Raw genomic sequence first — 24,506 nt, 5'->3', positions numbered from 1 at the left:
GAAGGCGTGCACACGCCGATACGGCGGGAAGTCCGCAGGCAGGTTGGCCCACTTCACTCCGTTGTCGACGACGTAGCGGACCGCGTCGAGTATCACGCGGTGGCAGTAACGCTCCGGCCGGCCGCCCCTCCCCTCCATCCAGGCCGGGATCGGCAGAGATGCCCTCACGACCTGCCATTCCGTCTCCGTCATGTCCGAGCCATAGCGTGGGATTCGCTGCGGGGCCATCCGCCGCATTCCCGAACCTGTGAGCGAGGCAGTCACACGTCCGTGACGACGAGTTGGACTCCACGGACACGGGCGCGAAAGACTGCAGCAACAGGGCCTCCTGGAACCGTTCGGATGGGGTCGCACCCCCGAACTACCAAGAGGCCCTCCTTTCATACGCGGACCACGCCACGATCACCCGATCAGGACCCCTGTTCGACTGGACAAGCCCGTTGATCGGTAAGCGGATGGCTTCTCAGAGACGCCTGGAGTTGTTCCGCTGGCTCGCCTACTACAACCGGCGCCGCCGCCACTCCGCCCTCGGCTACCTCTCACCGGCCGAGTTCGAACGACAACTGATTTCGTCACATACGCTGTCACTCGTCGCATGAAACCCGGTGTTCACTCCCGAGGTTGAGCCTCAGTTGGCCGTCGACGGCGACGCCAAGCGCGGCCACCCGCCCCGGCTCACCTTCCGGAACCAGGTCCTACTGAGTTTGTTGGCGTGTTGTCGTTGGGGCTGACGGGGTGTGATCGTCGCGGTATGCCGGTTGTATGAGGTATCCGCAGGGTGGTGGGCTGACGCCTGAACGGCAGGCGTTTCGTGAGCGGATCCGGATGGAGGCCGCCGAACGGTTCGGCGCCGGCGCCTCCAACGCCGAGGTCGCCAAGGACTTACGGGTGAGCGTGCGCTCCGTTCAGCGGTGGCGCCTGGCCTGGCAGGACGCAGGCGCGGGCGGTCTTCGCTCGATGGGTCCGGTGTCGCTGCCCAAACTGAGCGAGCAGCTGTTCGCGGTACTGGAGCAGGAGCTGGCCAGGGGCCCGGTCGCACACGGCTGGCCGGACCAGATCTGGACGCTGACGCGGATCAAGACGCTGATCGGGCGCCGGTTCCACAAGAGCATGTCCCTCTCGGCCATCGCGAAGATGCTGCACCGGCACGGCTTCAGCCACCAGGTCCCCGCCCGCCGCGCTGTGGAGCGCAACGAAGAAGCCGTCACAGGCTGGGTGAAGGAGACCTGGCCCCACGTGGAAACACCGCGGCGGCGCTCGGGGCCTGGCTGTGCTTCGAAGACGAAGCCGGCTTCTCGATGACGCCGCCCACCACGCGAACCTGGGCCCAGCGCGGTCACACACCCCTCATCCGCGTGCGGGGACGCTCCCAGCGCCGCTTCTCCATCGCGGCCCTGGCCTGCTACAAGCCGGGCGAACGCTCACGCCTGATCTACCGGCCCAAGCGGCACGTCGATCACAAGCGGGGCGGCAGACGCAGTTTCACCTGGACCGATTACCGCGACCTGCTCATCGCCGCCCACCAGCAGCTCGGTGCCCCCATCGTGCTCGTCTGGGACAACCTGAACGTCCACAAGGACGCCCGGCTGAGAGCGTTCATCGACGCTCACGACTGGATCACCTGCTACTTCCTGCCGGCCTACGCCCCCGACCTCAACCCGGTCGAGGGCCTCTGGTCACTGCTACGACGCACCAGCCAGGCCAACACCGCCTTCACCGACCCAGACCACCTGATACGCACCCTCCGGCATGGCCTCCGCCAGATCCAGTACCGCAGCAACCTCATCGACGGATGCCTCGCCGAAACCGGCCTCACCCTGACGACACCACGCCAACAAGCTCAGTAACGGCCGTCCTTCACCTGCGAGTCGCCCTGGCCGCGGAATCTCTAGCCGTGCTGTTCGACAGCAGCCGGCCCGCCATGCACCGCACCCCATGAAGGGGAAGCTTCACAACCTCACCCGGTAGCGCGAACCTACCAGACAGTAGCAACGTATGACCCACGGAGGCTCCCGTTCCGCCATCGAACGAAACGGTGGCTGTCCGTTGTGTCGGCACACGCTGGTTTGTGGGTGGTTTCGGTGGCTGTGGATCCTGTGGTCAACGGCATTGTTGTCGCGTTGACGGGGATGACGGTGCCCGAGGGTTCGCCCGAGCGGGTCCGGGCGGAGGTCGTGGATCCGCATCTGGGGCTGGTGCGTTTCCTGACAGGTCTGGAGGGGGCGGTCGCGGATGTGGCCGGTGCCACCGCCTCGGGAGCGGACGGGGAGGCCATCGACGCGTACATCCGTGCGATGGCGGGGTTCGCGTCGGGGGACGGCGCGGACTACGTCAAAGGGCTGAAGGACACCGCGCTGCAGCTGGCGGACGCCGGCAACGAGTACGCCTACCAGCTCGAGTACACGAACATGATGATCGTGGAACAGGTGATCCTGTTCTTCGCCGAACTCGCGGTCATCGCCATCCTGGAGGTTTTTAACCCGGTCCAGGCGGCATTCGAGAAACTCGCGCTGGACACGTTCTTCCGGGAGCTGTTCACCACCGAGCTGACGCAGTTCCTGGCACGGGTGGCGGCGCAGACCGCGTCGATCGTGACGATGAACGTGGTGCTGGCGGCGGCGCTGGACGGGTTCACGCGGTGGGTGCTGGCCACGCAAGGCAAGCACACCGCGCACGGGAACGAGTACCGCAACCAGTCCCTGAAGTTCGGCGCGATCCAGGGTGCCGTGTCCTCCCTGGTGCCCTTCGCGATGGGGCCGATCGGCAAGGGCATCGGGAAACTGCCCTTCTTCGGCCCGAAGTCCGTCAAGGACATCCGGAGCATCATCGGTGAGAGCCTCCACGGCCCCGCTCCCACCACCAAGACCGCCCTGCCCGGCAGCGGGAGCGTCCTGCCCAGCGGTGGCAAGGCCGCCCTTGGCGGGGAGAAGGCGCTGCTGGGCGGAGGGAAGACGTTCGACCGGAACGCGATGCGGGGGTTGTGGAACGACCCGCTCAACCGCGAACTGCTCAGCGGCAACTGGTTCGGACGTGAGATCGGTCGTCTGACCGTCCCCATGGCCGTCCATCTGCAGAACGGGGTGGTGGGACGCGGGGCGCGGCAGTCGTTCCGCGATGCGGTGGGTGACCAGTTCGCGCGGGCCTTCGGTCAGCGCCTGGGCTGGCGGCAGGCCGGGGAGGCGGGCCGCGTGTGGGCCGACACCTTCATGGCGCATGCCGGGCGCGGCTCCAGGGTGCTGGGGCGGGAGCTGGAGGACACGCTGCACTGGATGCCGTCGGGGATGGGTGGGCTGCGCGGCGCGCTCTCCCACGACCTCGCTGCGGCGCTGCCGTCACCGTCGTGGATGAAGTTCGCGCGTGCCTTCCCCGAAGCCGGCCTGCAGGCTGGGGCGATGAACCTGTCCGAGGGTTTCTTCAATCTCGACGAGCAGGGCAGGTTCACCACGTCCTGGATGACCACCGCCGGCGGCGCCGGTGCCGCTCTGGGCAGCGGCATCGGACACATCGGCGCCGTCAAGCTGGGTCACTGGATCAAAGGCCGCCTCGGCTTCGACCTCCCCCACCACAAACTCCCCCTCACCGGCCCCGACCTCACCCTGGTCAACAAGGCGGGCGGGCACGGACCCGGCGGCAACGGCGGGACACCGCCCGACGACAGCGCCGGACGCACGCCGACCCCGGCACCCTCCTACCGGACCACCCCCCGCCCCGGCGAAACCACCCTGCCCCCCACAAGCCTCCTGCCCACCACCGGCACAAAAGCCCCGGCATACACGCCCTGGTCCCCGGACACTCACTTCCCCCGCTCGGGCCAGGTCCGCCTCACCCTCCCTGAACGCCTCATCACCGGCCACGCAGCACCCGGAGCAGAGCGGGCCACGGACGGCCGGCCCACCCCGCTCACCCCCGCCCCCCGTCTCGCCACCGAGTCCACCACCCGCCCGGCACCCGCAAGCACGGAGCGCACCCGGCTCCGAGAGGAGCTGCACCGCTGGCAGGCACCCACGGAACTCACCCTGCACGACACCGACGACACCGACCGCGCACGCCTCCTCCTCGAACGCCCCGCAGCCGCCTTCCAGGCCATACAGCACCTGGGACAACTCGCCGTCCAAGCCGGCATCCCCCCCACCGAACAACGCCGCCTCCTCGCCGACGCCGACCAAGCCGTGGCCCGCCGCGACTGGCCCCAGACCGCCACCCACCTCACCACCTTCCGCGACCACATCAGAACCGTCCTCGACACCGCTCCCACCGCCCCTCATACGACCTCATCCAGTGCGACCCACCTGGCAACTACGACGGACAGGCACACGCCCACAGGGATGCCCACGACGGCAGCGCCGGAGCATGTTCCACTCGCTACCGCCCAAGTTGCTCCCGCACCAGGCAGACAAGGCGTGCCGTCGGGCCCTGCGATATCTGGCGGACAGGCAGTGGTTACTGTCACAGAATCGGCACCGCTCAGCAGTGAGACGGGTGCTGCCACCCGCGCTGGCGGCGGGCCTCTTCCTACAGAGCCGCAGCTCGATTCGGAACGAGGAACCGGTCCGAGAGACGGAAGGCTCGCCGATCATCAGACCGCAGACGAGCGGTTCACCGGCGCGTCTGGCGGGGGATGGCGTCAGTTCGCCGATGTCGACGCCGATCTGACGCAACGCGGCATTACGAGTCGTCTGCCTGAAGCCGACGTTGATCGGCACGGTGAGCGCGCTGGGGGTGAGCCTTTCCGAGCACCGCGTCGGCCGCTTAGCCTCGATGAGGTGGAGAATGCTGTTCGCCGTGCTTCTGAGGCGTTTCAGGATAAGCGGTCGGCAACTGGTGGCGAAGATTCCCTTCTCGAATCGTATGCTACTCAGTCACCGCATGACTTGACTGTGCAGGATTGTCTGACCCTTCTCCACGAGCTGAGGAACCAAATCTTTCCGCATGGGGTTAGAACTTCGACCACAGTGGATGATTCTGTGCTCGGAATCCGCCCTCAAGAAAGCCCGCTGGCTGTAGGACCGGATTGGCGACAAGTTGATTCCTGGCTGCCGGTAGCAGAAATGCTGAAAAGCAACCCGGGGAGCACAGCTTTTATTCTCAATCGTCGTCTTTACGGGGTGGGACACGCCTGGGCGGCTTACTCTCTCGCTGCAGAAGGGTCGGAGAGCCCTCCCCGTGTCCTCTGGGTCGACATGACCGCCCCACAGCATCGCAGCCTCACAGACGATGTGCCGCAGATGCCACCAGTGGAGGCGCGTGTCCTTTTCGTGGACCTTTCAGGGAAAGTCCTGAGCCAAGATGCGGGCACGAGCAGTTCTTCCACGGTGCGGGCACTTATAGATCCTGCCTCTAATCATCAGTACGGGGCGGGCAGCTCGAACCGAGACAACGATCACGACAGCCTTTTCGGTTCTCCACCTCCGCCCACCCCTGACGGATCCCGCCCAGACCCTCACAACCTGGCTCTGCCCACAAGTAGCGGCGCGTCGAGGGCAGACGCGGGAGCGAACGACGAGGGCTTCCGCCTCGCTCACGAGATTCGCGCATGGTTCGGGGACCCGAAGAACCGCGGTCACATCCCATCTTTCATGAGCAGTATCGCCAGGAAACGACTGCCGGCAGAAGTACGGGCCTTCGCCGACTGGACCGGTCATTTCAGGAGAGTTGGCTATCGGACAATCCAACCGGAAGTGATCGAGGCATTCAGAAGCGGTGGAGTTGAGATAGTAAAAAGAAACGCACCGAACAGCTCTTCGGGTGAGGCGTATTTCTACAAAGAGAAGTACCCTACGCGCAAAATAGATGAAGCCACCGCGCACAGGATCTCGGACGCTCATAATGTGTGGCAGGCGAATCGCGGAACCAATACTTCCGCACATGCTTCCTCCTCGCGAATTCCCGGCGCGGTTCGAAATTCGTCCGGACCTTTCGTCGTCCTGAGCGCCCCAGAACAACCCACCGCCGACCCCAGCAGGGCCCCCGCTGGCCCGCTACAGATGGTCTCTGTCGACATCCACCTGACGTCCAGCGGTTCCATGGCCGTGCAGGAACACGTAAACCTCGACTCCAGTCCGGTCGGCGGTACGCCTCAGCATGACTTCAGGCGGTCTGTGTCCGCAGTGCCCGGTTCGGCTGGGGGATCGAGAGAACGGTCAGTGGGCGACCCTATGCGAGAACAAAGCGCGGACCATCTGGGGGAGATGCTGCGTGACATCTTCGAATTCGACGCCAATGATCTTTCTGCACTACAGTCAGCAGCCAGCGCACCTCACGAAGGTCTGCTCCTGATGGTAGATCTCGCCCTGATGGAATTCGGGCACGATCAACTGAGTATGGAAGAGGCGGAGACAATACGCACCCATCCCGCCATTTCCCAGATTACCCACGACTGGGATCTTGCTCGCAACATGGCAGAGAATGTCGCAATTGCGCGGAACGTCTCTGTGCCAGAACCCGGCAGCGTGGCTGGCCCCTCACACACGAGCGGGCCATCCCGACAGCCTGACCAGACGCAGCATGAGGAACTGCTGCAAATGGTGAACGTGGCCTTGGAAATTGAAGGGCAAGCGCCACTTAATGTGCAAGAAGAAGGCACAATTGCCAACTACCAGAACCTCACCCAGGGAGAATTAGACTGGGCACTGGCTCTGGACATCGCGAACGATATCGCAGCAGCCCGCCGGGCCCCCGTCGCTGGTCCCAGTAGCGGTGCAGCTGGGCCTTCAGACACGGAAAGCACTCACAGCCATGCGCCGGACGTTCCCCCGCAAACCTCCGCTATGGCCAACTCTCTATACAACGGGGTGAACGCGATCTTCACCGCCAGAGACGAAGAGGCACTCAGCCCTCAAGAACAAGCCCTCTTGTTGCGCCACCCGGGCATCCATCTGTCAGCCTCCCCAAACTGGGAAACGCTCACGGACGCCGCAGACTATATCTCAGAAGTACGTAGCGGCACCGCTCAGGGAAATTTTGACACCCAGGTCCACCGAACAGAATTCACGAAGGGCCTTGAAGCCAAAAACCAGAACGTGCTGCAAGACGCCCTTCTCAACTACATCACCCGTCTAGAAAGAAATCCTTCCTATCTGACTAAACTGCTCAAAGCGCTCGAAACACACGACAATAAAACGCAGCCGGATACGGCGACCGAACCCTCCCCCCACCCGCTTCCCAACAGAGAGGGCGACACGTCGCAGACCCATGGGGTGACGGAAGAGCATTCCGCAACGGCTGAGGGTGTCTATTCCACCCTCATGGGCACGCCCGCCAGCGAGCCCCTTTCATCCTGAATAGCTGCTGGTCAGCAGTATGTGGACGGCTTGCGGACATGGATGGGGGCGGTGCGCCCGACCAGGGCGCCCCCCAGGTGCAGGTCGTGCTCGACGACGCAGGCGGCGCGGCCGTCGGGGCCGATGAAGCCCACGCGCAGTCGCCGGTCCCGTGTTACGGAGCTGTTGGTTCTGTGGTGGTTGGGTTGTTGTGACCTGGTGTTCCCTTTTTGGTTTGGGATTTGGGGCTTGGTCGGTGTGTTGCGGTGGGCCGGGGTTCGGCCTGGCAGCGGGTGTTCGGTTTGGTTGTTCGGGGTGTTGAGCTGGGGTTTCGCGGGTGTGTGGGATTGATCTTGGGTTTGTTGTCGATGGAATGGTGCGTGGTAAGGGAGCCGGTGAGCGGCCACGGCGCGGGTTCTGGTTGCTGCTGGTCAGTGGCGTGATCGTGTGAGGTAGTGTCCTGAGTCGTTAATTGGTGTGCAGTATGCGGCGAGGGTGTCGAGGATGTCGTCGGCGGTCTTCGTCCGGACGAACGGCTTGGGGTTCTTGTTCCACTCGTTGATCCAGCCGCGGATGTCCCGTTCGAGTTCGACGACGCTTCGGTGGGCCGAGCGGCGGAGTTTGCGGCAGGTCAGCTCGGCGAGCCAGCGTTCGACGAGGTTGAGCCAGGACGTCGAGGTGGGGGTGAAGTGCAGGTGGAAGCGGGGGTGTCGGAGCAGCCACTTCTTGACCGGTTCGGTCTTGTGGGTGGCGTAGTTGTCCAGGATCAGGTGGAGTTCGAGGTTCTTGGGGACGGCGGCGTCGATGACCTTCAGGAAGCGGAGGAACTCCTGGTGGCGGTGGCGGCGGTAGTACTGGGCGATGACCGAGCCGGAGACGATGTCCAGGGCGGCGAACAGGCTGGTCGTGCCGTGCCGGACGTAGTCGTGGGTCATCTTCGCCGGCGTGGTTGGTGCCATCGGCAGCACCGGTTGAGTTCGGTCCAGGGCCTGTATCTGCGACTTCTCGTCCACCGCGAGGACCAGGGCGTTCTCCGGCGGAGAAAGGTAAATACCCACCACGTCACGGACCTTGGTCACGAACTGCGGGTCGGTCGACAGCTTCCACGTCTCCACGATGTGCGGCTTGAGGCCGAACGCCCGCCAGATCCGCGAGACGGCCGACTGCGACATGCCCGCTGCCCCGGCCATCGAGCGCGTCGACCAGTGCGAATCACCCGTCGGCGGCGCCTGGCCGAGCGTCCTGGCGACCAGGGCTTCGACCTGCTCGTCCGTGATCTTCCGCGGGGCTCCCGGACGCGGCCGGTCCACCAGACCTTCCAGCCGGTCCGTGGCGAACCGGGACCGCCACTTGCGCACCGTCTCCCTCGAGACACGCAGGTCATCCGCGACCTGCGCGTTCGACAGGCCCTCCGCGCACGCCAGCACGATCCTCGACCGCAGCACCAGCGCCTGAGAGGCGGTCTGCTTGCGCAACCAGCCTCGCAGCACTCGGCGTTCGTGATCGGACAGTTCCAGCGGCAACGGCTTCGGGCCAGGCATCACCCCACCCTACAACCGCAAGCGAACTAACGACTCAGGACACTAGAACCCAAGGTTCGGGCCCCGGCCCCTGATGGGCCTCGGCTATTCGAGCCACTCCGAGTAAGTCCCGCATGAACTGATCGGCCATTTCTCCTCCCATGAGAAGTCCTCCTTCACGGCGGCACCGAAGGTGTCCGTGAAGGAGGGATTCCATGACCGTGGAATGACATGGGTCGCGGACCGCCAGTCGGACATGTTCGTCACGTGGAAACTCAGCGTGACGGACTTGTCCTTCTTGTTGATCGATTTGATCTGAGCGGTGCCGCTGTAGCTGCCGAGGAAGGCGTCCGCCTGGTACTCCGTGCCCAGACCGGCCATTGGTCAGCACACCGAGAACGTCGTTCGCCGCTCCGCGTAGTGAGTTGAAGTGGTACCACGGGCTGCCGGGGTCGGGCCCCTTGTCCTGGTAGACCAGCGGGGCGGCCTCCTCGGCGAAGGGCGCCTTCATCCCCTTGTCGCGGGCCTGGCCCACAAGCGTCTGCCACATCTCGGAGACCGTCGGATCGACCGCCAAGATCGCCGTGAACGCGTCACCGCCAGGAAGCTCTGGTGGTCACCGAGCGGGTAACCGCCGCCCCACAGCCAGCCGAGGAACAGAAAGCGGGAGGACTCCCAGCCGTTGTCGGCCTTCTCGTCCTGGACGATGCCCCAGTCGGGCAGGTTGGCGAACAGGTTCGGGCCGAGCGGCGCCCGGTCGAACGGGGTGTCCCAGGACCTGGTGATGAAGTTGTACGTCGCTCCGGGCCGCCACTTCTCGCCCTGGTTGAACCGCTCCGGGTTCGGTAGAGGCTGTCGACGGTGACGCCGCCCCTGTGGCCCGCCCGTGCTGTGGAGAGAGCGAGTGTGCACATCAGTCGGTGAGCCCACAGGCTTGGGCCATGCGCTCGGCGAGGTCGGCGGTGACCTGTGCGAGTTCCTCAGCGTCCGGAGCAACTGTTCCTTGTGCGAGGTCGTGCCGCAGATGGGCGGCGAACTCCTCCAGCAGGGCCGCGCTCGCCAGCGCTTCAGTGCCGGTGATGGTGATGGTGACGCGAGCGTCATCAAGCTCCTCGGACAGGCTTTCGCGCTGTTCGGCCGCCTCCTCCGCGAAGCTGACGGGCTGGGAGACAACAGGCCCCGAGTCGTCCCGTTGGTATCGGCGGCTGCTCAGCAGTGCTGGCGAGGCCCAGTTCGGTCATGAGAGCAATTCTTCGCTTCGACGTGTGCGTGGTCAGGACAGGCGGCCCACGCCGCGGGCATCCAGCACCGCGATGTCAAGCCCGCCAACGTCATGCTCACCGAGGATGGACGGATTCTGCTCACGGATTTCGGCATCGCGGTCCATCACGACGACTCCGCGCTGACCGGCACCGGACTACTGATCGGCTCCGTGGAGTACATCGCGCCGGAACGCGTGCGTGGAGGCGGCGGTCCGGTCAGTGATCTGTTTTCACTCGGGGTGACGCTCTATCAGGCCGTCGAGTGCCTCTCACCGTTCCGCCGGGAAACGGCGGGTGATGCGCTGAGCGCCGTCCTGTTCGACGATCCGCCCGAGCCGCAGCGTGCGGGAGCTCTCACGCAACTCATCGCCCGGCTGCCGGTGAAGGATCCGAACCGGAGGGCGACGGTTCAAGAGGCCGAAAAGCTGCTGGAGGCGGTGTCCGTGGGCGGTGCCGCCCGCGCGCCCACACTCGTCACCCCCACGCAGCCCCCGGCCGTCGCCCCGCCGGACGCCCGGCGCAGACGCCGGGCGATCGGGGCACTGGCCGCCGCGGAGCACGCCGCCCGCGCCTGCGACGAGGACGACCAGGCGCGGTTGATCGCCCGAGTGGTCGCAGCCCCGGGTGCGGCCCGGCTGCCTCGCGTGATCCCCGATGAACCCGCTGGGTGGTCGAGCGCACCATGTCCTGACTGGCAGGCAGCGGGCGACCGCCCCGACGCCACGAACGCAAGGCCGAGCGCTTCCCCGCCTTCACCGCGATCGCGCGATCGTCACCAGCCTGGTCAACCACCGCGGACTCGCTGAGTGACAGCGGCCTCTCCTGTCTGTCCCGTACGAGCGTCGTAGGCACCGCGTGCTGCATGCACGCGGGCTGCGTTTGCCCTGGACCAGTCTGCGATGGCTGTGGTGAGTGCCTCCGCTTCGTGGCCGAGGCCCGTGAGGGCGTACTCGACCCGTGGAGGGACGGTCGGGTAGACGGTGCGGCTGATCAGGCCGTCGCGTTCGAGAGTGCGGAGCGCCTGCGTGAGGGACTTCTGGGTGACGCCTCCGACATGTCGGCGCAGTTCGGTGAAACGGAGCGGACGGTCGTTCTGGCCCAGCACGCCCAGAACGTAGAGCGACCACTTGTTCGCCAGCACACTCAAAACCGTGCGCGACGGGCAGTCCTTGGAGTACGTGATCTTCGATTCGGTATCCATCAGGTACCTATATATCCAAGAGGTGCCTACTTCACAAACGATACGGCACCTGGGCAGGCTGGAGAGGCTGTGCCGCGTAGCGGCGTGGACCACCCCTTTGATGCTGATGACGGAGGCGCCATGATTTTGGTGACAGGAGCGACAGGCAGGATCGGTACCGAGACGGTGCGGCTCCTGAACAGCAGGTGCCTCCCCGTCAGGGCGCTGGTGCGGGACGCGGCGCGTGCGCCGCAGGACGGTAGTTGGAGCGGCGTCGAGATCGCGGTGGGTGATTTCGACCAGCCCGACACACTCGACACCGCGATGGCAGGCGTCGACGCTCTTGTCTTGATCACCCCGTCGGTCCCCGCCCAGGAGATCGCGGCCATCGACAGTGCCGTCCGCCGGGCTGTGAAGCACGTCGTCAAGATCACGAACCACAAGGCGACGGACGACTCTCCCGTCGACCGCCGCCGAGATCACGCACGCATCGAGGCTCACCTCGCAGCGAGCGGCCTGACATACACACTGCTTGCCCCGAACCTGCTCATGCAGAACCTGTTCTCCGTGGTTCCGATGATCAAGCAGACACACGAATTCGTGATGTCTGCCGGCGACGGCCAGTTCGGCATGGTCGATTCACGTGACGTGTCCGCAGCCGCGGCGGCCGTCGCAGCCGACCCCGCGGGCCGTGAAGGGCGCACCTACTTGCTGACCGGGCCTGAACTCGTCACCTACGCGGACGTCGCCGCCGAGCTGACCCGCGCCCTGGGCGAGGAGATCGAGTACCGCCGACTCACGCCCGACCAGCATCGCGAGGCCATGGTCCGAGCTGGGCTTCCCGGGCCGGTCGCTGCCTCCAACGCCCAGGTCTTCGGGCTGATCGCTGAAGGAGATGCCGCGTGGCTGTCCGATGACGTCACCACCCTCACCGGACGCCATCCCCGTAGCCTGCGAACCTTCGTCACGGATCACGTAACGGCGTTCAAGTAGATCATTGACGTGCGACCCGGCGGGCAGTCATGACGCGTTCCGTGCGCCGCCCGTTTCGCCCCTATACGAGTAGCCGAACAGGACCCGCACGGCGATCGCACAGGCCCGGGTGAGGCCGTCGCCGGAGGCGCCGGGGGTGTGGTGAGCCCTCCCCGGACAGGTCGTCACATGCCCCGCCTCATGCCGTCGGCCACTGGCGAACGCCGTTCCGGTGCCGCCTCACGGCGGTCCGTCCGGAAGACGCCGACCGGCGGTTCCCGTGCGGTCCGCGGAAGACTCCGTAGCCGAGTCGAACGGCTTCGGACCGGCCCTGCCGCAGCGAGGCCAAGCGCAGCAGCCGCGGGCAGGCTCCGATCGATAGTCGGTCGCAGCGGCTGACCTCGGCATGCCGGTCTTCACTCACCACGGAGCCCTGCTTCACCCATGCTCGGGAGAGCCCGCGTACCGGCCATGCTCCTGTCGCCGGGCGAGTTCGGTTGGCGATGGCTGCGGCGCCCCTCCACGGACCACGGTGCGTTCGCGTGCGCCGACACCGAAGGAGAAACCATGCCATGCCCACTCCCCCCGCCATGACCCGCGACTTCGCCTTCAAGACCGTCCGCCTTCAAGACCGTCCGCCTTCAAGACCGTCCGCCTCTCGAAGACGGCTTTCCTGGCCGTGGGTGACACGACGAAGATCCAGGAAACCAAGAGGGTCACCCTGCCGGACAAGATCGTCCGTGACGGCAGCGGCAAGCCATCGTCGCCGGCTCCCTCAAGAGCCGGCGCCTGCAGTGGCTCAAGAGGGCGAACCTGAACAGGGTCGAACACCTCGTCAGCGAAGGAAGGGCCGAGACCCGCATCCTCGACGTACAAGGCAGCACCGGCACTGTCAGTAATGATCTGCAAGCCCTCAGGCGGAGAACGGGGGGTGCGCGCCGGACCACGGAGCGGCCCGCTCGAGCTGGGAGGCCAACCGGATCAGCACGTCCTCCCGGCCGTGCGCGGCGACGAGCTGCACGCCGATGGGGAGTCCGTCGGAGGTGCGGTGCAGGGGCAGGGAGACGGCGGGCTGGCCGGTGACGTTGAACGGCAGGGTGAAGGCGATACATCCTGCGACATCGGCCACCAGGTCCATCGGGGCTTTCGCGTCCGGGGCGAGCTCACCGAGGCGCGGCGGGGGAGTGGGCAGCGTGGGCGTGAGCAGGACGTCGACCTCGGTCTCCCACAAGCCGGCCACACGTCGTGCCCACTTCTGCCACGCCTGTATGCCGGAGAGCCACTGGGCGGCCGTGACCGAGCGGCCCGCCTCCGCGAGCGCCCCGTTCATCGGCTCCAGGTCGGCGGGTTCCAGCTGTTCGCCCAGACGCTGCGACCACTGCTCCAATTCCCAGGCGAGTATGGCTGAGAAGAGGGTGGGCAGGGCCTGGAACAGCTCGGGTGCGTCCAGCGCCGCCGCCGGTGTCGGCTCGACGTGGTGGCTGAGGCGGTCGAGCAGCCGGGCCGCGTGCTCGACCGCCGCCACACATTCCTTGTGGGCCGGCTCGGTCGCACCCGGCGGGATCGAGCGGAACCCGATCCGCAGTGCGCCCGGTTCGACTCCGACCTCCTCGCGGTAGGGCCGCGTCGGGGGTGCCGCCGCGTACGGGTCGCCGACTGCCGCACCGGCCGTCACGTCGAGCACGGCGGCGGTGTCACGCACCGACCGGGTCAGCACGTGCTCGTGCGTCACCCCTCCCCAGTACTCGCCGTACTGTGGGCCCAGCGAGGTCCGGGCACGAGTGGGCTTCAGACCGACGAGACCGCAGGCGCTGGCGGGCATCCGGATGGAGCCGGCCATGTCGTTGCCGTGCGCGACCGGGACCATGCCGGCGGCGACCGCCGCCGCCGACCCACCGCTCGAGCCGCCAGGCGATCGATCGAGGGCCCACGGGTTGCGCGTCGCCCCGTGGGCCAACGGCTCCGTGGTCACACTGGTGGCCAGCTCGGGAAGGTTCGTCCGGCCGCAGAAGACGAAACCGGCCGCCCGGAACCGTGCCGCCAGGGTGGAGTCCTCACGAGCCCGCCAGTCGCGGTCCCGCAGCGCGCGCATCCCCCCGTAGTACGGATCACCCGCGGTCTGGCACAGGGCGTCCTTCAGCAGCATCGGCACACCGCGGAACGGGCCATGGGGCAGCCCGGACGCCTCCGCATCGGCGAGGGCCTTCTCGTACAGGGGGGTGATGACGGCGTTGAGTGTGCCGTTGAGCCGCTCTATCCGTTCGATGGCGGCCTCGACGAGTTCACGCGGCGTCAGCAGGCCGCGCCGCACCAGGCCGGCCTGCGCCGTCGCGTCCAGCCACGCGAGTTCCTCGCCCGACACGGGGCTCTCCGTCATGTGCCCGCCCTCTCCTCGGTTCTGCCTCTGCCAGGGAACGTCACAAAGCACCGTCGTGGCAACCGGCCAAGCCCCCCAGGGTTTCGACTGCGTCACCCTCTACGCCTACACACTCCTCGAGCCCAGCGCCGCCGCCCGCGTCCGCGCAGCCTTCCCCCATCCTGGACAGCCCGGCCGGCCTCGCCGCCGAAGCAACCGTGTGTGCCCAGCTGTTCCAGACCGTCAGCCGCGGCGACGATCTCGCCTTCGAGGACCGGCTGCGGGAGTGGTGCGAGGTCCTCCGCCGCCGGCAGTCCTGAGATCAGCCCGCCCACCCGATGTCACGGACCTCGTTCGCACCGGCGTGCGGCATGAACTGGATCCAGCACCGCCGTCCGAACGCCTCCCGGATCTCCTCGGTCAGGGCCGCCGTACGCACAGTTCGGTGCCTCGGCTTCGCCGGCTGCCTGCTGTTCGGCTCGGGCGCGATCCTCTGCCTGCGTCCGACCGCTCGCTGCGGCCCTGGCACAGCGGCGCCCTCGCAGGACCTGACCGTACAGTGGCCACCCCTCGACGCGGGGCAGCGCGACTTCCCCTCCGGACGCTTCGGACTGCCCATGCTCGCGGCCGCGTTCCACGGCACCGACTGGCACTACGAAGGCACCGAACGCCAGCACATTCAAAAGGTCGAGCCCTACAAGAGGGGCGGGGCCTTTCGGCTGGTCAGAACACCGACAGTCCGGTCAGCGTCGTGAACCGGTCGAGGGCGGCCACGCCGGCCACCGAGTTGCCGCGTTCGTCCAGGCCCGGGCTCCACACGCACAGCGTGCACCGTCCCGGTACGACGGCGATGATCCCGCCGCCGACCCCGCTCTTGCCGGGCAGGCCCACCCGGTAGGCGAAGTCACCGGCGGCGTCGTAGGTGCCGCAGGTCAGCATGACCGCGTTGACCTGTTTGGCCTGGCTGTTGCTGAGCAGCCGGCTGCCGTCGGCGCGGATGCCGTGCCGGGCGAGGAAGCCGGTGGCGAGCGCGAGATCGGCGCAGGAGGCGGCGACGGAGCACTGCCGGAAGTACTGGTCGAGCAGGACCGGCACCTCGTTGTCGACGTTGCCGTAGGACGCCATGAAGTGGGCCAGCGCGGCGTTGCGGTCGCCGTGCGCAGTCTCGGAGGCGGCGACCTCCCTGTCGAAGTCCAGGGCGGGGTTCCCGCTCTCGGCGCGCAGAAAGGCCAGCAGTTCGCCGGCCGCGTCCCCGGTACGGGTCTGGAGACGGTCGGTGACGACGAGGGCACCGGCGTTGATGAAGGGGTTGCGCGGGATGCCGTTCTCGTACTCCAGCTGGACCAGCGAGTTGAACGGGTTGCCGGAGGGCTCCCGGCCGACGTGCTCCCACAGTTCGTCGCCCTCGCGGGCCAGGTCCAGGGCGAGGGTGAACACCTTGGTGATGGACTGGGCGGAGAACGGCTGCCGCCATTCCCCCACTCCGTACACCGTGCCGTCCAGCTCGGCGACGGCCATGCCGAAGCTGCGGGGGTCGCGGGCGGCGAGCGCCGGTATGTAGTCGGCGGCGCGGCCCCGGCCCGGCGTGTGCTCCAGCTCCGCGGCTATGCGCTCCAGGATCGGCAGGAAGGTGCGGGACGACGTCGTTGTCATGATCACCATTGTGCCTTCCCGTCGTTCCCGGAGCACCTGGCCCGTGCCCCCCGAGACCGGCCGTGACCGCAGGACAGGCGACCGGTCCCCCTGCCCGCGACGATCTCCGGGCGAGCAGCCCGGCCGGCGTCCAGGCGGACAACAAACCCTTCTCCAGCGCAGTTCGGCCACCCCACCCGACTGCTGCCGCTACTGGACAAGGTCCCGGCTGTCAGCGGCGTCGTCGGCCAGCCGCGGCGGCGGCCGGACATGCTCTTCGCGATCGCGGCTACGACCACGACAAGTACCGGCGGCTGCTCCGACAACGCGGCATCCGTCCGGCGATCGCCGAACGCGGCCACCCGCATGGTTCTGGCCTGGGCATCTTCCGCTGGGTGACCGAGAAGACGATCTCCTGGCTGGGCCCTGGCCGAGGATACGTGTGTGCATTGCGGTGTCTGCGACGGTGTCGGTGTCCGTGATCCCCGGAGGTCGGGAACGCCGGTCAGCGGCTGGGGGTGCGGTCGGCGGCTGCGGAGGCATCCTCGGTGGCCGCCCACGCGGCCAGCAGCTGCAGCGCGTCGTGGGCCGGAGTGTGCGGGCCGGCGCTGTACGCGGTCAGGGTCAGACCCGGCTGCGCGGGTAGTTCCATGGCGTCGAAGTCGAGGGTGATCTCGCCGACGGCCGGGTGGCGGAAGGCTTTGCGGCCGGTGTGGTGCAGGCGCACGTTGTGCTTGGCCCACGCGGTGCGGAACTCCTCGCTGCGGGTGACGAGCTCACCGATCAACCCGGTCAGATCGCTGTCGCCGGGAGCCCGTCCGGCCTCGGTGCGCAGCAGGGCCACGGTCGTGTGTACCGACTGTTCCCAGTCGGGGAAAAAGTCCCGGCCGTGCGGGTTCAGGAACTGGAAGCGGGCGACGTTGACCGGGCGCGGAGCGTCATCACTGTACAGCGGGGCGTACAGGGCGCGGCCGAGTCGGTTGATCGCGAGGATGTCGAGGCGGCCGTTGCGGATGAAGGCCGGGGAGTCGGTCATGGAGTGAAGGACGCGCAGGACACTGTCCGGGAGCGGGCCGCGAACGCGTTTGGTACGGCGGGCGGGACGTCGGGCGACGGCGCGGGCCAGGTCGTAGAGGTGAGCGCGTTCGGCTTCATCGAGCTGCAGGGCGTTCGCGACGGCGTCGAGGACTTCCTCGGAGGCGCCGGCGAGGTGACCGCGTTCCAGGCGGACGTAGTAGTCGACGCTGACGCCGGCGAGCATCGCGACTTCCTCGCGGCGCAACCCCGGCACGCGCCGGTTGCCGCCGTAGGCGGGAAGTCCGGCCTGCTGCGGGGTGATCTTGGCGCGGCGGGAGGCCAGGAAGCCGCGGATGTCGCTCTCGGTACTCACGTCTTCCAGGCTAGGCGGGCGGGCCAGGGCGAGGGGGGTTCTGTCAGTACCTGTAACGACCGTACCTTCCACCCCTGCGTGACCTGCGGTTTCATCGGTAGTGGCCGCTGTGGCGGCTCCCGGCGGACACCTCGGACGAGAGGCTCCGGGGTGCCGGGACGGGCGTCCGGCCCCAGAGCGGGAGTGCCCGTTTCCACAACGTTTGCGAGTGAAGGAGTCGCCCGATGGCGAAGCAGTCCGCGCCCCAGGAGCTGACCGGCATCGCGCCCAAGCTCGTCGAGGTCACCGATGAGGTCCTCTTCGGCGACGTCTGGGAGCGGCCCGGACTCTCTCCGCGGGATCGCAGCCTGGTGACCGTGAGCGTGCTGGCCGCGCTCTACCGCGGTGAGCAGCTCGGCTACCACCTCCGTGTGGCGCTGGAGAACGGGCTGAGCGTGGAGGAGCTGTCCGAGGCGATCACGCACCTCGCCTTCTACGCCGGCTGGCCCAACGCCATGACCGCGATCAACCTGCTCAAGCAGATCGACGACGAGCAGGCCACCGCCTGACGGCGACCTGCGACAAGGGAGCACCACCTCATGGAATTGCTGACCAAGCAGCCGACGATGAAGCTGCCCGCCCAGTGGTTCACCGGCGACGCCTGGGCCGATGTGATCCACCGCGGTGAGGAACCCTCCCGCGCCCGCGCGAACACGGTGCGCTTCGCGCCCGGCGCCCGGACCGCCTGGCACAGCCACGGCCTGGGCCAGACCCTCTACATCGTCGAGGGCATCGCCCTGGTCCAGTCCCGCGGCGGCGGGATCCTCCAAGCCCACCCGGGCGACGCGATCTGGACACCGCCGGGCGAGGAGCACTGGCACGGTGCCGCCCCGGACCACTTCATGACGCACATCGCGCTGTGGGAGACCGACCAGGTCGACTGGCTCGCGCACGTCGGCGACGACGAGTACGGCGGCCCCCGCACCAGCACCCGCCACTGATCCGAACACGGACAATCTGTAAGGAGCATCGCCATGCGAGGAGCCGTTCTCCACGCCCCCGGGGACGTGCGCTTCGAGGAGCGTGCCGACCCGAAGATCATCGAGGCGACCGACGCGGTCATCCGTACCGCCGCGACCTGTGTGTGCGGTTCGGACCTGTGGGACTACCGCGGCATCAACCCGGTCGAGCGGCCCACCCCGTTCGGCCACGAGTACGTCGGCATCGTCGAGGAAGTCGGCGCTGATGTGAAGACCCTGCGGCCGGGTCAGTTCGTCATCGGCTCGTTCTTCGCCTCCGACAACACCTGCGCCAACTGCCGCAACGGTTACCAGACCAACTGCCTGCACCGCGAGTTCGTCGGCGCCGAAGGCTGCCAGTCCGAGAAGATCCGCATTCCGCTCGCGGACGGCACCCTGGTCGCCACGCCCGACCAGCCGGCCGAGGAGCACATTCCCAGTCTGCTGGCCTGCTCCGATGTGATGGGCACCGGCTGGTACGCGGCCGTCGCCGCCGGGGTGCGGCCCGGCGACACGGTCGCGGTGGTCGGCGACGGCGCGGTCGGCCTGTGCGCGGTCATCGCCGCCGAGGAACTGGGCGCGACGCGGATCATCGCCATGTCCCGGCACGAGGCCCGGCAGAAGCTGGCCCGCGAGTTCGGGGCCACCGACATCGTCGCCGAGCGCGGCGAGGAAGGCATCGCCCGTATCAAGGAGATGACCGGCGGGATCGGCGCCGACCGCGTCCTGGAATGCGTGGGCACACCGGAGGCGATGCAGCAGGCACTGCGCTCGACGCGGCCCGGCGGCAACGTCGGCTTCGTCGGCGTCCCCCACGGCGTGGCGGTCGACGGCACCGAACTGTTCTACTCCCACGTCGGCCTGCGCGGCGGCCCCGCCCCCGTGCGCGAGTTCCTGCCCGACCTGATCGACCGCGTGCTCACCGGCCGCATCAACCCCGGCAAGGTCTTCGACCTGACCCTGCCGCTCGGACAGGTCGCCGACGCCTACCAGGCCATGGACGAACGGCGCGCCATCAAGGCACTCCTCAAGCCCTGAGCCGGCCGTTGCACAGCACGCGGCGCGAGTCGGCCATGGCCGGCCGCCGCTCGCTTCGGACAGCCCTTTGCCGAAGCGCCTCGACCGCGCCCCCACCACCTGGGTGGGGGAGTACGGCGGCCTGCCCTGGGCGGAGCCGACGATGTTCTGGATCCAGTGGCGATGCACGACATCGAATGGGCTCCGCTCGGTGGGCTCCACCCGATGGGCTCCACCGAGTGGACTCCACTCCGGTGCGCCGGATGACGGTGGACGCCACCGTGGAGCGCACCGCGTTGGTGCGCCAGAGCGCGACGTCGACGGCCCCGGCCCGGCTGGTGCCGAAGCGGACCTCGATCGACTGCGGGGAGCGGACCCTTCCGAGCCGGACCATGTGGTCGAGCTCCCGTTTTCCGAGCTTCAGGGCGTCCGCATCGTCGATGACCTGGATCGATGCGTCGTGAGGCAACCGTGACGTGGGCAGCCGGGACGCCCGGCCAGAAGCCACGCGGTCATCCGCTGCCCTTTTCGGGTCCTTCTTGGCACCGGACCGGTGTAAGGCCGGCCCCGCGGGAAGCCGTCCCAGGGGAGGCGCGAGAACCGGGAGACTCTGATGGCTGCCACCAGAAAGATTCTGATCATCGTCACGAACGCGGGCGAGTACGAGAAGGTAGGGATGCGTACCGGGCTGTGGCTCGGCGAGCTGACGCACTTCTACGACTACGCCAAGGACAACGGCTTCGCACTCGACATCGCCAGTCCGGCCGGCGGATACGTGCCGATCGATCCGGAGAGCCTGGCCCACGACGTGCTCGGCGAACTCGGCACGGACAGGCGCTACCGCGACCGTGAGTTCATGAACATGCTGGAGAACACCAAGAAGGCCGGCGACGTCCGGGTCGAGGACTACGACGCCATCTACTTCACCGGCGGCCACGGGGTGATGTTCGACTTCCGCGACCAGGACCTTGCCGCGCTGACGGCCCGGTTCTATGACAGCGGACGGATCGTCTCGGCGGTCTGCCACGGCCCGGCCGGCCTGCTGGACGTCACGCTCGACACCGGCGATCCGCTGGTCAAGGGCAAGAACGTCACCGGGTTCTCCTGGCCGGAGGAGGAAGCCGCCCAGCGGGCGGACGCCGTCCCGTTCAGCCTGCAGGACGAGCTGAAGAAGCGCGGCGGGAACTACAGCATCGCCGACAAGCCGTTCGACACCCATGTGGTCACCGACGAGCGGCTGATCACCGGCCAGAACCCCGGCAGCGCCCGCGCGGTCGCCGAGGCCGTCGTACACGCCCTGCAGGCCCAATGACACCCACGGAAAGCCCCGCCCCAGCCGGAGCCGCGCCGCGGGTCCTCGTGGTGGTCTCCGCCGCGGACCGGACCCGCTGCGCGACGGGCACAGCGCGCCCACCGGCACCTGTCTGGGCGAACTGACCGAGCCCACCGACGCGATGCTCATGTCCAACCGGGCTGGCCCGGGGCCATTTCACGGCTGAAGGCGACGCCCTCGCGGGCCCCGGAGACGGCGAACTGGGCGAAGTCGCCCTCACCCCCGGTGGTCCAGGCGGCGATCCGTTCGACCGCCTCGGCGTGGTCCATGCCGTACTCGCTGCCAGCATCGCGCACTCGCGCGCACCGGCCTTCCCGGCGTGGTACGGGGACTGGTTGACGTGGGTGGTGCCGGCGAGGTCCGCCATGAACTCGGTGCGGCCGGGCAGCGCGGCCGGCACATCTACGGCCTCGCCGAGCTGCCGCAGGGCCGAGCGGCGGATCAGCTTCAGCCCGCCGTAGCCGTGGATGAGGCCGTTGAGCAGGTTGCTGGCCCGCCACACCCGCGTCGACACCCCTTCCGGAAGGGGTTCGACGGCGCGGAGGGTGAACTCGGTGGCGATGACGAAGCCGGCATCCGCGAGCAGGAAGTGTTCGGCGTCCACGATCTCGGCGGCCGGCCGGTGGGCGCGGTGCATCCCCCCGGTGTCACCTTGGCGGTGGCCCGGACCCCCACACCGAGGGCCGTGTTCCCGGGATCTCTCCCGGGAACACGGCCCTCGGCCCCGCGGCTAACGCCCTGCGGCCCTCCGCAGGGCCCGGGCGACGGCCCGGTCGTCGTCGAGGGCGCTCATCCGGACGGGGTCCCTCTCGTCGTCCAGAACGACGGCGCGGAGCACCGTTCCGACAGCTGCCTGCTGGTCACCGTCCGGCCAGCGGGGGTCCTTCGTGTTGTCGATCAGGCCCGCGGTGCCGTCCGGGAGCACTACGTCCAGCCCCCAGGGCCGTACCGTGAGCACACGGACGCCGTACTCCTGATGAAGTGTCGAGGGCATGGCACTCGGTCTCCTCACGGCTTGGGTATCCAGGTGCGGGCGGCGGTCAGGGCGTTGAACTCGTTCAGCCTGCTGTAGTCGATCTTCCACTCGATCCTGGGGATTCCGTTCGGGCCCTTCCAGTCGTAGCGCTTGGCCGCCTTGGCGAACTGCACAAGGAACTTCATGTCCAGTCGTACCGGTACATCCCGGAGGCGTAGGTACCACGCCCCCAGTATTCGGCGGCGATGCTCTGCTCACCGAAGTACAGCTTGCTGTTGCTCCTCTCCTGGCCCCCGGGCCGGGTTCGGGCCGTGCAGCTTCTCATAGGCCACGTCCGTGGTGTTCAGGGCCCGGAAGATGGGGAAGGTGCAGTCCGGGTCCGTCGACCCGGCCCGCGGTATCGACCCCCGCCCCGTCACTCCCCGCGCTCTGCCCGCCACCGCGAGCCTGCGGTGCACCTTCGCCCGCACACTCTCGACGGTGCTGCCGCCCGAGCCGCTTTCCTCGGAATCGTCGTCGAGCTCGGTCACCTGCTGCGCGGGCGGGGCCAGGCCGCCCGGGCCCTCACCTTGCCCCTGTGGTTCGCCGGCGGCGCTTCCTGGGAGAAAACCCGCCGCCCGCCCGAAGCATCCGGCCACGACGAGGACCTGCGCACGGTGGCGCCTGTCAGCTGATGGACGCGGCCGGGCTGCAGCGCGGCCGCCTGACCGGCATCACCGTCAGGGCTGGTGATCTCATCGACGTCCGGCAGGCCGCTCAGCAGATCAGCCTCGCTCAGGCTCGCGAAGCCCGACTGGTCGCCGAAGAGGCCATGGACCGCATCCCGGAGAGGTTCGGCCCCCGCACGGTCGTGCCCGCTGCCGCACTGCGTGCCTCCTGAAGTGCCGGCCGGCCAGGGTGCCCTGTGGTCCGGTCGGCGTACTGGACGCGCGCGGCCACGGGCAGGAGCTCTAGCTGCAACGCCGTTCAGTTAAGGGCGGAGGGTGTTCGTCAAGGCCGGTGAACGAGGCAGCGGAGCTGCTGTAGAAGAGGTTTGTCCTCCAAGACATCCTCACCACAGGAGCTCCGCTGTTGGAACAGGCTGCCATAACCAGGACGGTCGGGGTAGCGGCCGGGGTGTTCGCGCCGGGGCATATCGGTGAGCTGACCCGGATCATCCCGTTCGAGATGGTCGACGAGGTGCTGGCGGCGACCGGAACGGTCCAGCGCAGGATCCGTCTGCTGCCGGCGCGGGTCACGGTCTACCTGCTGCTGGCCGGAGCGCTCTTCAGCGGGCTGGGCTACCGGCAGGTCTTCGACCGGTTGCGTGCCGGGCTGTCGGGCCTGGCAACGGTTCGGCCCAGCGGCAGCGCTCTTCGCCAAGCGCGGCAGCGGCTGGGCCCGGCACCGATGAAGGCACTGTTTGACCTGGTGAGGGGACCCGCGGCCACGACCGCTGCCGCCGGGCGGTGGCGGGGTCTGAGAATCGTCGCGGTCGACGGCACCCTGCTGCCGGTCCCGGACTGTCCCGCCAGCCTTGCGGTGTTCGCCCGCCAGCGGCTCGGCAACGGGACCTCGGGCTATCCGCAACTGCGTCTGGCTGCGCTGGTGGCCTGCGGGACACGCTCGGTGACCGGGGCCGTATTCGGTTCAGCCGCGACCGGCGAGCTGGAGTACGCCCGCCGGCTGGCAGTGGACCTTCGGGCCGGGATGCTGCTGCTGGGTGACCGGAACTTCGCCGCCGCCGCACTGCTGAACCAGATGGCCGCCACCGGCGCCGATCTGCTCGTGCGCTGCAAGGCCAACCGGCGCCTGCCAACGGTGGCCCGCTGCCGCGACGGCTCGACACTGACCCGCATCGGAACACTGACCATGCGTGTCATCAACGCCGAGATCACCATCCGCACCGCTCAGGGCACACGCACCGGCCACTACCGGCTCCTGACCACCCTCACCGACCCCGCCACCCACCCGGCCGGCGAACTCGTCCGGCTCTACCACGAGCGCTGGGAGATCGAGACGGCCTACGCGGAGCTGAAGTCCACGATCCTGGGCGGGCGGGTCCTGCGGGCCCGCACCCCGGCCGGTGTCGAGCAGGAGGTCTGGGCACTGCTGGTGGCCTACCAGGCACTGCGGACCGCGATGACGGACGCCACCGACAGCGTCCCGGGCACCGACCCGGACCGGGCCGGGTTCACCACCGCCCTCGCCGCCGCACGCGACCAGCTCGTCCTGGCCGCCGGTGTGATCACCGACACCGTGACCGACCTGGTCGGAGCCATCGGCCGCCACGTGCTGACCCACCTCCTGCCCGCCCGGCGGATCCGCACCAAAGACCGCATCGTCAAACGAGCGATCTCCAAGTACAACGCACGCGGACCCGCCATCGACCGGACCACCTACAAGGCCACCATCAGCATCAACATGCTCACAACCGACCCTTGACACGGCCCAGACCGCCCTAACTGAACGGCGTTGCCTCTAGCCTCCAAGTGCCTGACGCTGACAGGACGTCGAGGCACCTCGGCGGCCCCGCACTCCGCTGCGCCCTGGGGCGGGGGCCGCCCAGGATTCCGTCCTTCCACCTGCTCGCTCTGGCCAGAGTCCGGCCGCCGTGACTGCTGTGACTGAG

General features: G+C 68.0%; 21 protein-coding genes and 3 pseudogenes. 12 read left to right on the top strand and 12 right to left on the bottom strand.

Going from position 1 to position 24,506, the window contains the following annotated elements; translation table 11 throughout:
- Nucleotides 1-18 precede the first annotated feature (18 nt).
- Nucleotides 19-138, bottom strand: a pseudogene (locus tag AC6I72_RS32310) (transposase); the annotation flags it as partial.
- 290 nt (nucleotides 139-428) lie between these two features.
- Here AC6I72_RS32310 and AC6I72_RS32305 point away from each other — a divergent pair.
- The 3 genes and pseudogenes from AC6I72_RS32305 to AC6I72_RS32295 form a co-directional block, all read left to right on the top strand.
- Nucleotides 429-599 (top strand): annotated as a pseudogene (locus tag AC6I72_RS32305) (integrase core domain-containing protein); the annotation flags it as partial.
- Between the two features lie 163 nt (nucleotides 600-762).
- Nucleotides 763-1,847, top strand: a protein-coding gene (locus tag AC6I72_RS32300) for an IS630 family transposase (RefSeq protein WP_498005004.1) whose coding sequence is annotated in 2 segments (ribosomal slippage) — nucleotides 763-1,206 and nucleotides 1,209-1,847 — 1,083 coding nt in all. Because the reading frame shifts where the segments join, the coding sequence is not laid out codon by codon here.
- A 240-nt stretch (nucleotides 1,848-2,087) separates the two neighbouring features.
- Nucleotides 2,088-7,280, top strand: coding sequence for a hypothetical protein (locus AC6I72_RS32295; protein WP_498005003.1), 5,193 nt, complete (start codon nucleotides 2,088-2,090; stop codon nucleotides 7,278-7,280).
- An 11-nt stretch (nucleotides 7,281-7,291) separates the two neighbouring features.
- On the opposite strand, the gene AC6I72_RS32290 is transcribed toward AC6I72_RS32295, so the two are convergent.
- The 3 genes from AC6I72_RS32290 to AC6I72_RS32280 all read right to left on the bottom strand — a co-directional run bounded on the left by AC6I72_RS32290 (nucleotide 7,292) and on the right by AC6I72_RS32280 (nucleotide 9,160).
- Nucleotides 7,292-7,414: a hypothetical protein gene (locus AC6I72_RS32290; RefSeq protein ID WP_498005002.1), complete on the bottom strand. Its 123-nt coding sequence runs from the start codon at nucleotides 7,412-7,414 to the stop codon at nucleotides 7,292-7,294.
- Nucleotides 7,415-7,690: 276 nt separating this feature from the next.
- Nucleotides 7,691-8,800 (bottom strand): IS630 family transposase, encoded by a 1,110-nt coding sequence (locus tag AC6I72_RS32285; protein WP_498005001.1) that lies wholly within the window; start codon nucleotides 8,798-8,800, stop codon nucleotides 7,691-7,693.
- Nucleotides 8,801-8,884: 84 nt separating this feature from the next.
- Nucleotides 8,885-9,160 (bottom strand): hypothetical protein, encoded by a 276-nt coding sequence (locus AC6I72_RS32280; protein ID WP_498005000.1) that lies wholly within the window; start codon nucleotides 9,158-9,160, stop codon nucleotides 8,885-8,887.
- A gap of 916 nt (nucleotides 9,161-10,076) precedes the next feature.
- Here AC6I72_RS32280 and AC6I72_RS32275 point away from each other — a divergent pair.
- Nucleotides 10,077-10,847, top strand: a pseudogene (locus AC6I72_RS32275) (protein kinase domain-containing protein); the annotation flags it as partial.
- Here AC6I72_RS32275 and AC6I72_RS32270 read toward each other — a convergent pair.
- Entirely contained in the window at nucleotides 10,826-11,242 is a 417-nt protein-coding gene (locus AC6I72_RS32270; protein ID WP_498004999.1) for a winged helix-turn-helix transcriptional regulator, read from the bottom strand. The pseudogene AC6I72_RS32275 and the gene AC6I72_RS32270 overlap by 22 nt on opposite strands.
- A 120-nt stretch (nucleotides 11,243-11,362) precedes the next feature.
- Here AC6I72_RS32270 and AC6I72_RS32265 point away from each other — a divergent pair, with 120 nt between their 5' ends.
- Nucleotides 11,363-12,214, top strand: a complete 852-nt coding sequence (locus tag AC6I72_RS32265) for an SDR family oxidoreductase (protein WP_498004997.1) — start codon at nucleotides 11,363-11,365, stop codon at nucleotides 12,212-12,214.
- Between the two features lie 892 nt (nucleotides 12,215-13,106).
- Here AC6I72_RS32265 and AC6I72_RS32260 read toward each other — a convergent pair.
- From AC6I72_RS32260 to AC6I72_RS32250, 3 genes are all read right to left on the bottom strand, one after another.
- On the bottom strand, nucleotides 13,107-14,570 hold the full coding sequence (locus AC6I72_RS32260; protein ID WP_498004996.1) for an amidase: 1,464 nt from the start codon (nucleotides 14,568-14,570) through the stop codon (nucleotides 13,107-13,109).
- Nucleotides 14,571-15,272: 702 nt separating this feature from the next.
- Nucleotides 15,273-16,211 carry a glutaminase gene (locus AC6I72_RS32255; protein ID WP_498004994.1) on the bottom strand — a complete coding sequence of 313 codons (939 nt, stop codon included), beginning with the start codon at nucleotides 16,209-16,211 and terminating at the stop codon, nucleotides 15,273-15,275.
- A gap of 475 nt (nucleotides 16,212-16,686) precedes the next feature.
- Complete coding sequence (locus tag AC6I72_RS32250; protein ID WP_498006404.1) at nucleotides 16,687-17,580, bottom strand: helix-turn-helix transcriptional regulator; 894 nt, start codon at nucleotides 17,578-17,580, stop codon at nucleotides 16,687-16,689.
- Between the two features lie 215 nt (nucleotides 17,581-17,795).
- Between AC6I72_RS32250 and AC6I72_RS32245 the strand changes: the two genes are divergently transcribed.
- The 5 genes from AC6I72_RS32245 to AC6I72_RS32225 all read left to right on the top strand — a co-directional run bounded on the left by AC6I72_RS32245 (nucleotide 17,796) and on the right by AC6I72_RS32225 (nucleotide 20,898).
- Entirely contained in the window at nucleotides 17,796-18,119 is a 324-nt protein-coding gene (locus AC6I72_RS32245) for a carboxymuconolactone decarboxylase family protein (protein WP_498004993.1), read from the top strand.
- A gap of 30 nt (nucleotides 18,120-18,149) precedes the next feature.
- Nucleotides 18,150-18,551, top strand: coding sequence for a (R)-mandelonitrile lyase (locus AC6I72_RS32240; protein WP_498004992.1), 402 nt, complete (start codon nucleotides 18,150-18,152; stop codon nucleotides 18,549-18,551).
- A gap of 33 nt (nucleotides 18,552-18,584) precedes the next feature.
- Complete coding sequence (locus AC6I72_RS32235; RefSeq protein WP_498004991.1) at nucleotides 18,585-19,607, top strand: zinc-dependent alcohol dehydrogenase family protein; 1,023 nt, start codon at nucleotides 18,585-18,587, stop codon at nucleotides 19,605-19,607.
- Between the two features lie 218 nt (nucleotides 19,608-19,825).
- A complete protein-coding gene (locus tag AC6I72_RS32230; protein ID WP_498004990.1) occupies nucleotides 19,826-20,050 on the top strand; it encodes a hypothetical protein in 225 nt (74 codons plus the stop codon).
- 149 nt (nucleotides 20,051-20,199) lie between these two features.
- Entirely contained in the window at nucleotides 20,200-20,898 is a 699-nt protein-coding gene (locus AC6I72_RS32225) for a type 1 glutamine amidotransferase domain-containing protein (RefSeq protein ID WP_498004989.1), read from the top strand.
- Between the two features lie 146 nt (nucleotides 20,899-21,044).
- On the opposite strand, the gene AC6I72_RS32220 is transcribed toward AC6I72_RS32225, so the two are convergent.
- The 4 genes from AC6I72_RS32220 to AC6I72_RS32205 form a co-directional block, all read right to left on the bottom strand.
- Nucleotides 21,045-21,215: a hypothetical protein gene (locus tag AC6I72_RS32220; protein ID WP_498004988.1), complete on the bottom strand. Its 171-nt coding sequence runs from the start codon at nucleotides 21,213-21,215 to the stop codon at nucleotides 21,045-21,047.
- Nucleotides 21,216-21,649: 434 nt separating this feature from the next.
- Complete coding sequence (locus tag AC6I72_RS32215; protein WP_498004987.1) at nucleotides 21,650-21,913, bottom strand: hypothetical protein; 264 nt, start codon at nucleotides 21,911-21,913, stop codon at nucleotides 21,650-21,652.
- Nucleotides 21,914-21,927: 14 nt separating this feature from the next.
- Nucleotides 21,928-22,080, bottom strand: coding sequence for a hypothetical protein (locus AC6I72_RS32210; RefSeq protein WP_498004986.1), 153 nt, complete (start codon nucleotides 22,078-22,080; stop codon nucleotides 21,928-21,930).
- Nucleotides 22,077-22,220 (bottom strand): hypothetical protein, encoded by a 144-nt coding sequence (locus tag AC6I72_RS32205; RefSeq protein ID WP_498004985.1) that lies wholly within the window; start codon nucleotides 22,218-22,220, stop codon nucleotides 22,077-22,079. Before AC6I72_RS32205 ends, AC6I72_RS32210 begins: the two co-directional genes overlap by 4 nt.
- Before the next feature lie 348 nt (nucleotides 22,221-22,568).
- Between AC6I72_RS32205 and AC6I72_RS32200 the strand changes: the two genes are divergently transcribed.
- Together AC6I72_RS32200 and AC6I72_RS32195 are read left to right on the top strand one after the other, a co-directional pair.
- On the top strand, nucleotides 22,569-22,775 hold the full coding sequence (locus AC6I72_RS32200; RefSeq protein WP_498004984.1) for a hypothetical protein: 207 nt from the start codon (nucleotides 22,569-22,571) through the stop codon (nucleotides 22,773-22,775).
- A 191-nt stretch (nucleotides 22,776-22,966) separates the two neighbouring features.
- Nucleotides 22,967-24,319 carry an IS4 family transposase gene (locus AC6I72_RS32195; protein WP_498004983.1) on the top strand — a complete coding sequence of 451 codons (1,353 nt, stop codon included), beginning with the start codon at nucleotides 22,967-22,969 and terminating at the stop codon, nucleotides 24,317-24,319.
- The last annotated feature ends 187 nt before the right edge of the window (nucleotides 24,320-24,506 follow it).

It is taken from the genome of Streptomyces sp. Xyl84 (assembly GCF_059731885.1).
This window is presented reverse-complemented; position numbering and strand designations above follow the sequence as displayed.

What these genes read in the sequence shown, in the direction of transcription:
- AC6I72_RS32260 (WP_498004996.1), bottom strand. Translation starts at nt 14,570, where the DNA reads ATGACGGAGAGCCCCGTGTCGGGCGAGGAACTCGCGTGGCTGGACGCG.
- AC6I72_RS32235 (WP_498004991.1), top strand. Translation starts at nt 18,585, where the DNA reads ATGCGAGGAGCCGTTCTCCACGCCCCCGGGGACGTGCGCTTCGAGGAG.
- AC6I72_RS32210 (WP_498004986.1), bottom strand. Translation starts at nt 22,080, where the DNA reads ATGAAGTTCCTTGTGCAGTTCGCCAAGGCGGCCAAGCGCTACGACTGG.
- AC6I72_RS32265 (WP_498004997.1), top strand. Translation starts at nt 11,363, where the DNA reads ATGATTTTGGTGACAGGAGCGACAGGCAGGATCGGTACCGAGACGGTG.
- AC6I72_RS32215 (WP_498004987.1), bottom strand. Translation starts at nt 21,913, where the DNA reads ATGCCCTCGACACTTCATCAGGAGTACGGCGTCCGTGTGCTCACGGTA.
- AC6I72_RS32225 (WP_498004989.1), top strand. Translation starts at nt 20,200, where the DNA reads ATGGCTGCCACCAGAAAGATTCTGATCATCGTCACGAACGCGGGCGAG.
- AC6I72_RS32205 (WP_498004985.1), bottom strand. Translation starts at nt 22,220, where the DNA reads ATGAGAAGCTGCACGGCCCGAACCCGGCCCGGGGGCCAGGAGAGGAGC.
- AC6I72_RS32255 (WP_498004994.1), bottom strand. Translation starts at nt 16,211, where the DNA reads ATGGTGATCATGACAACGACGTCGTCCCGCACCTTCCTGCCGATCCTG.
- AC6I72_RS32270 (WP_498004999.1), bottom strand. Translation starts at nt 11,242, where the DNA reads ATGGATACCGAATCGAAGATCACGTACTCCAAGGACTGCCCGTCGCGC.
- AC6I72_RS32240 (WP_498004992.1), top strand. Translation starts at nt 18,150, where the DNA reads ATGGAATTGCTGACCAAGCAGCCGACGATGAAGCTGCCCGCCCAGTGG.
- AC6I72_RS32280 (WP_498005000.1), bottom strand. Translation starts at nt 9,160, where the DNA reads ATGGCCGGTCTGGGCACGGAGTACCAGGCGGACGCCTTCCTCGGCAGC.
- AC6I72_RS32200 (WP_498004984.1), top strand. Translation starts at nt 22,569, where the DNA reads ATGGACGCGGCCGGGCTGCAGCGCGGCCGCCTGACCGGCATCACCGTC.
- AC6I72_RS32285 (WP_498005001.1), bottom strand. Translation starts at nt 8,800, where the DNA reads ATGCCTGGCCCGAAGCCGTTGCCGCTGGAACTGTCCGATCACGAACGC.
- AC6I72_RS32245 (WP_498004993.1), top strand. Translation starts at nt 17,796, where the DNA reads ATGGCGAAGCAGTCCGCGCCCCAGGAGCTGACCGGCATCGCGCCCAAG.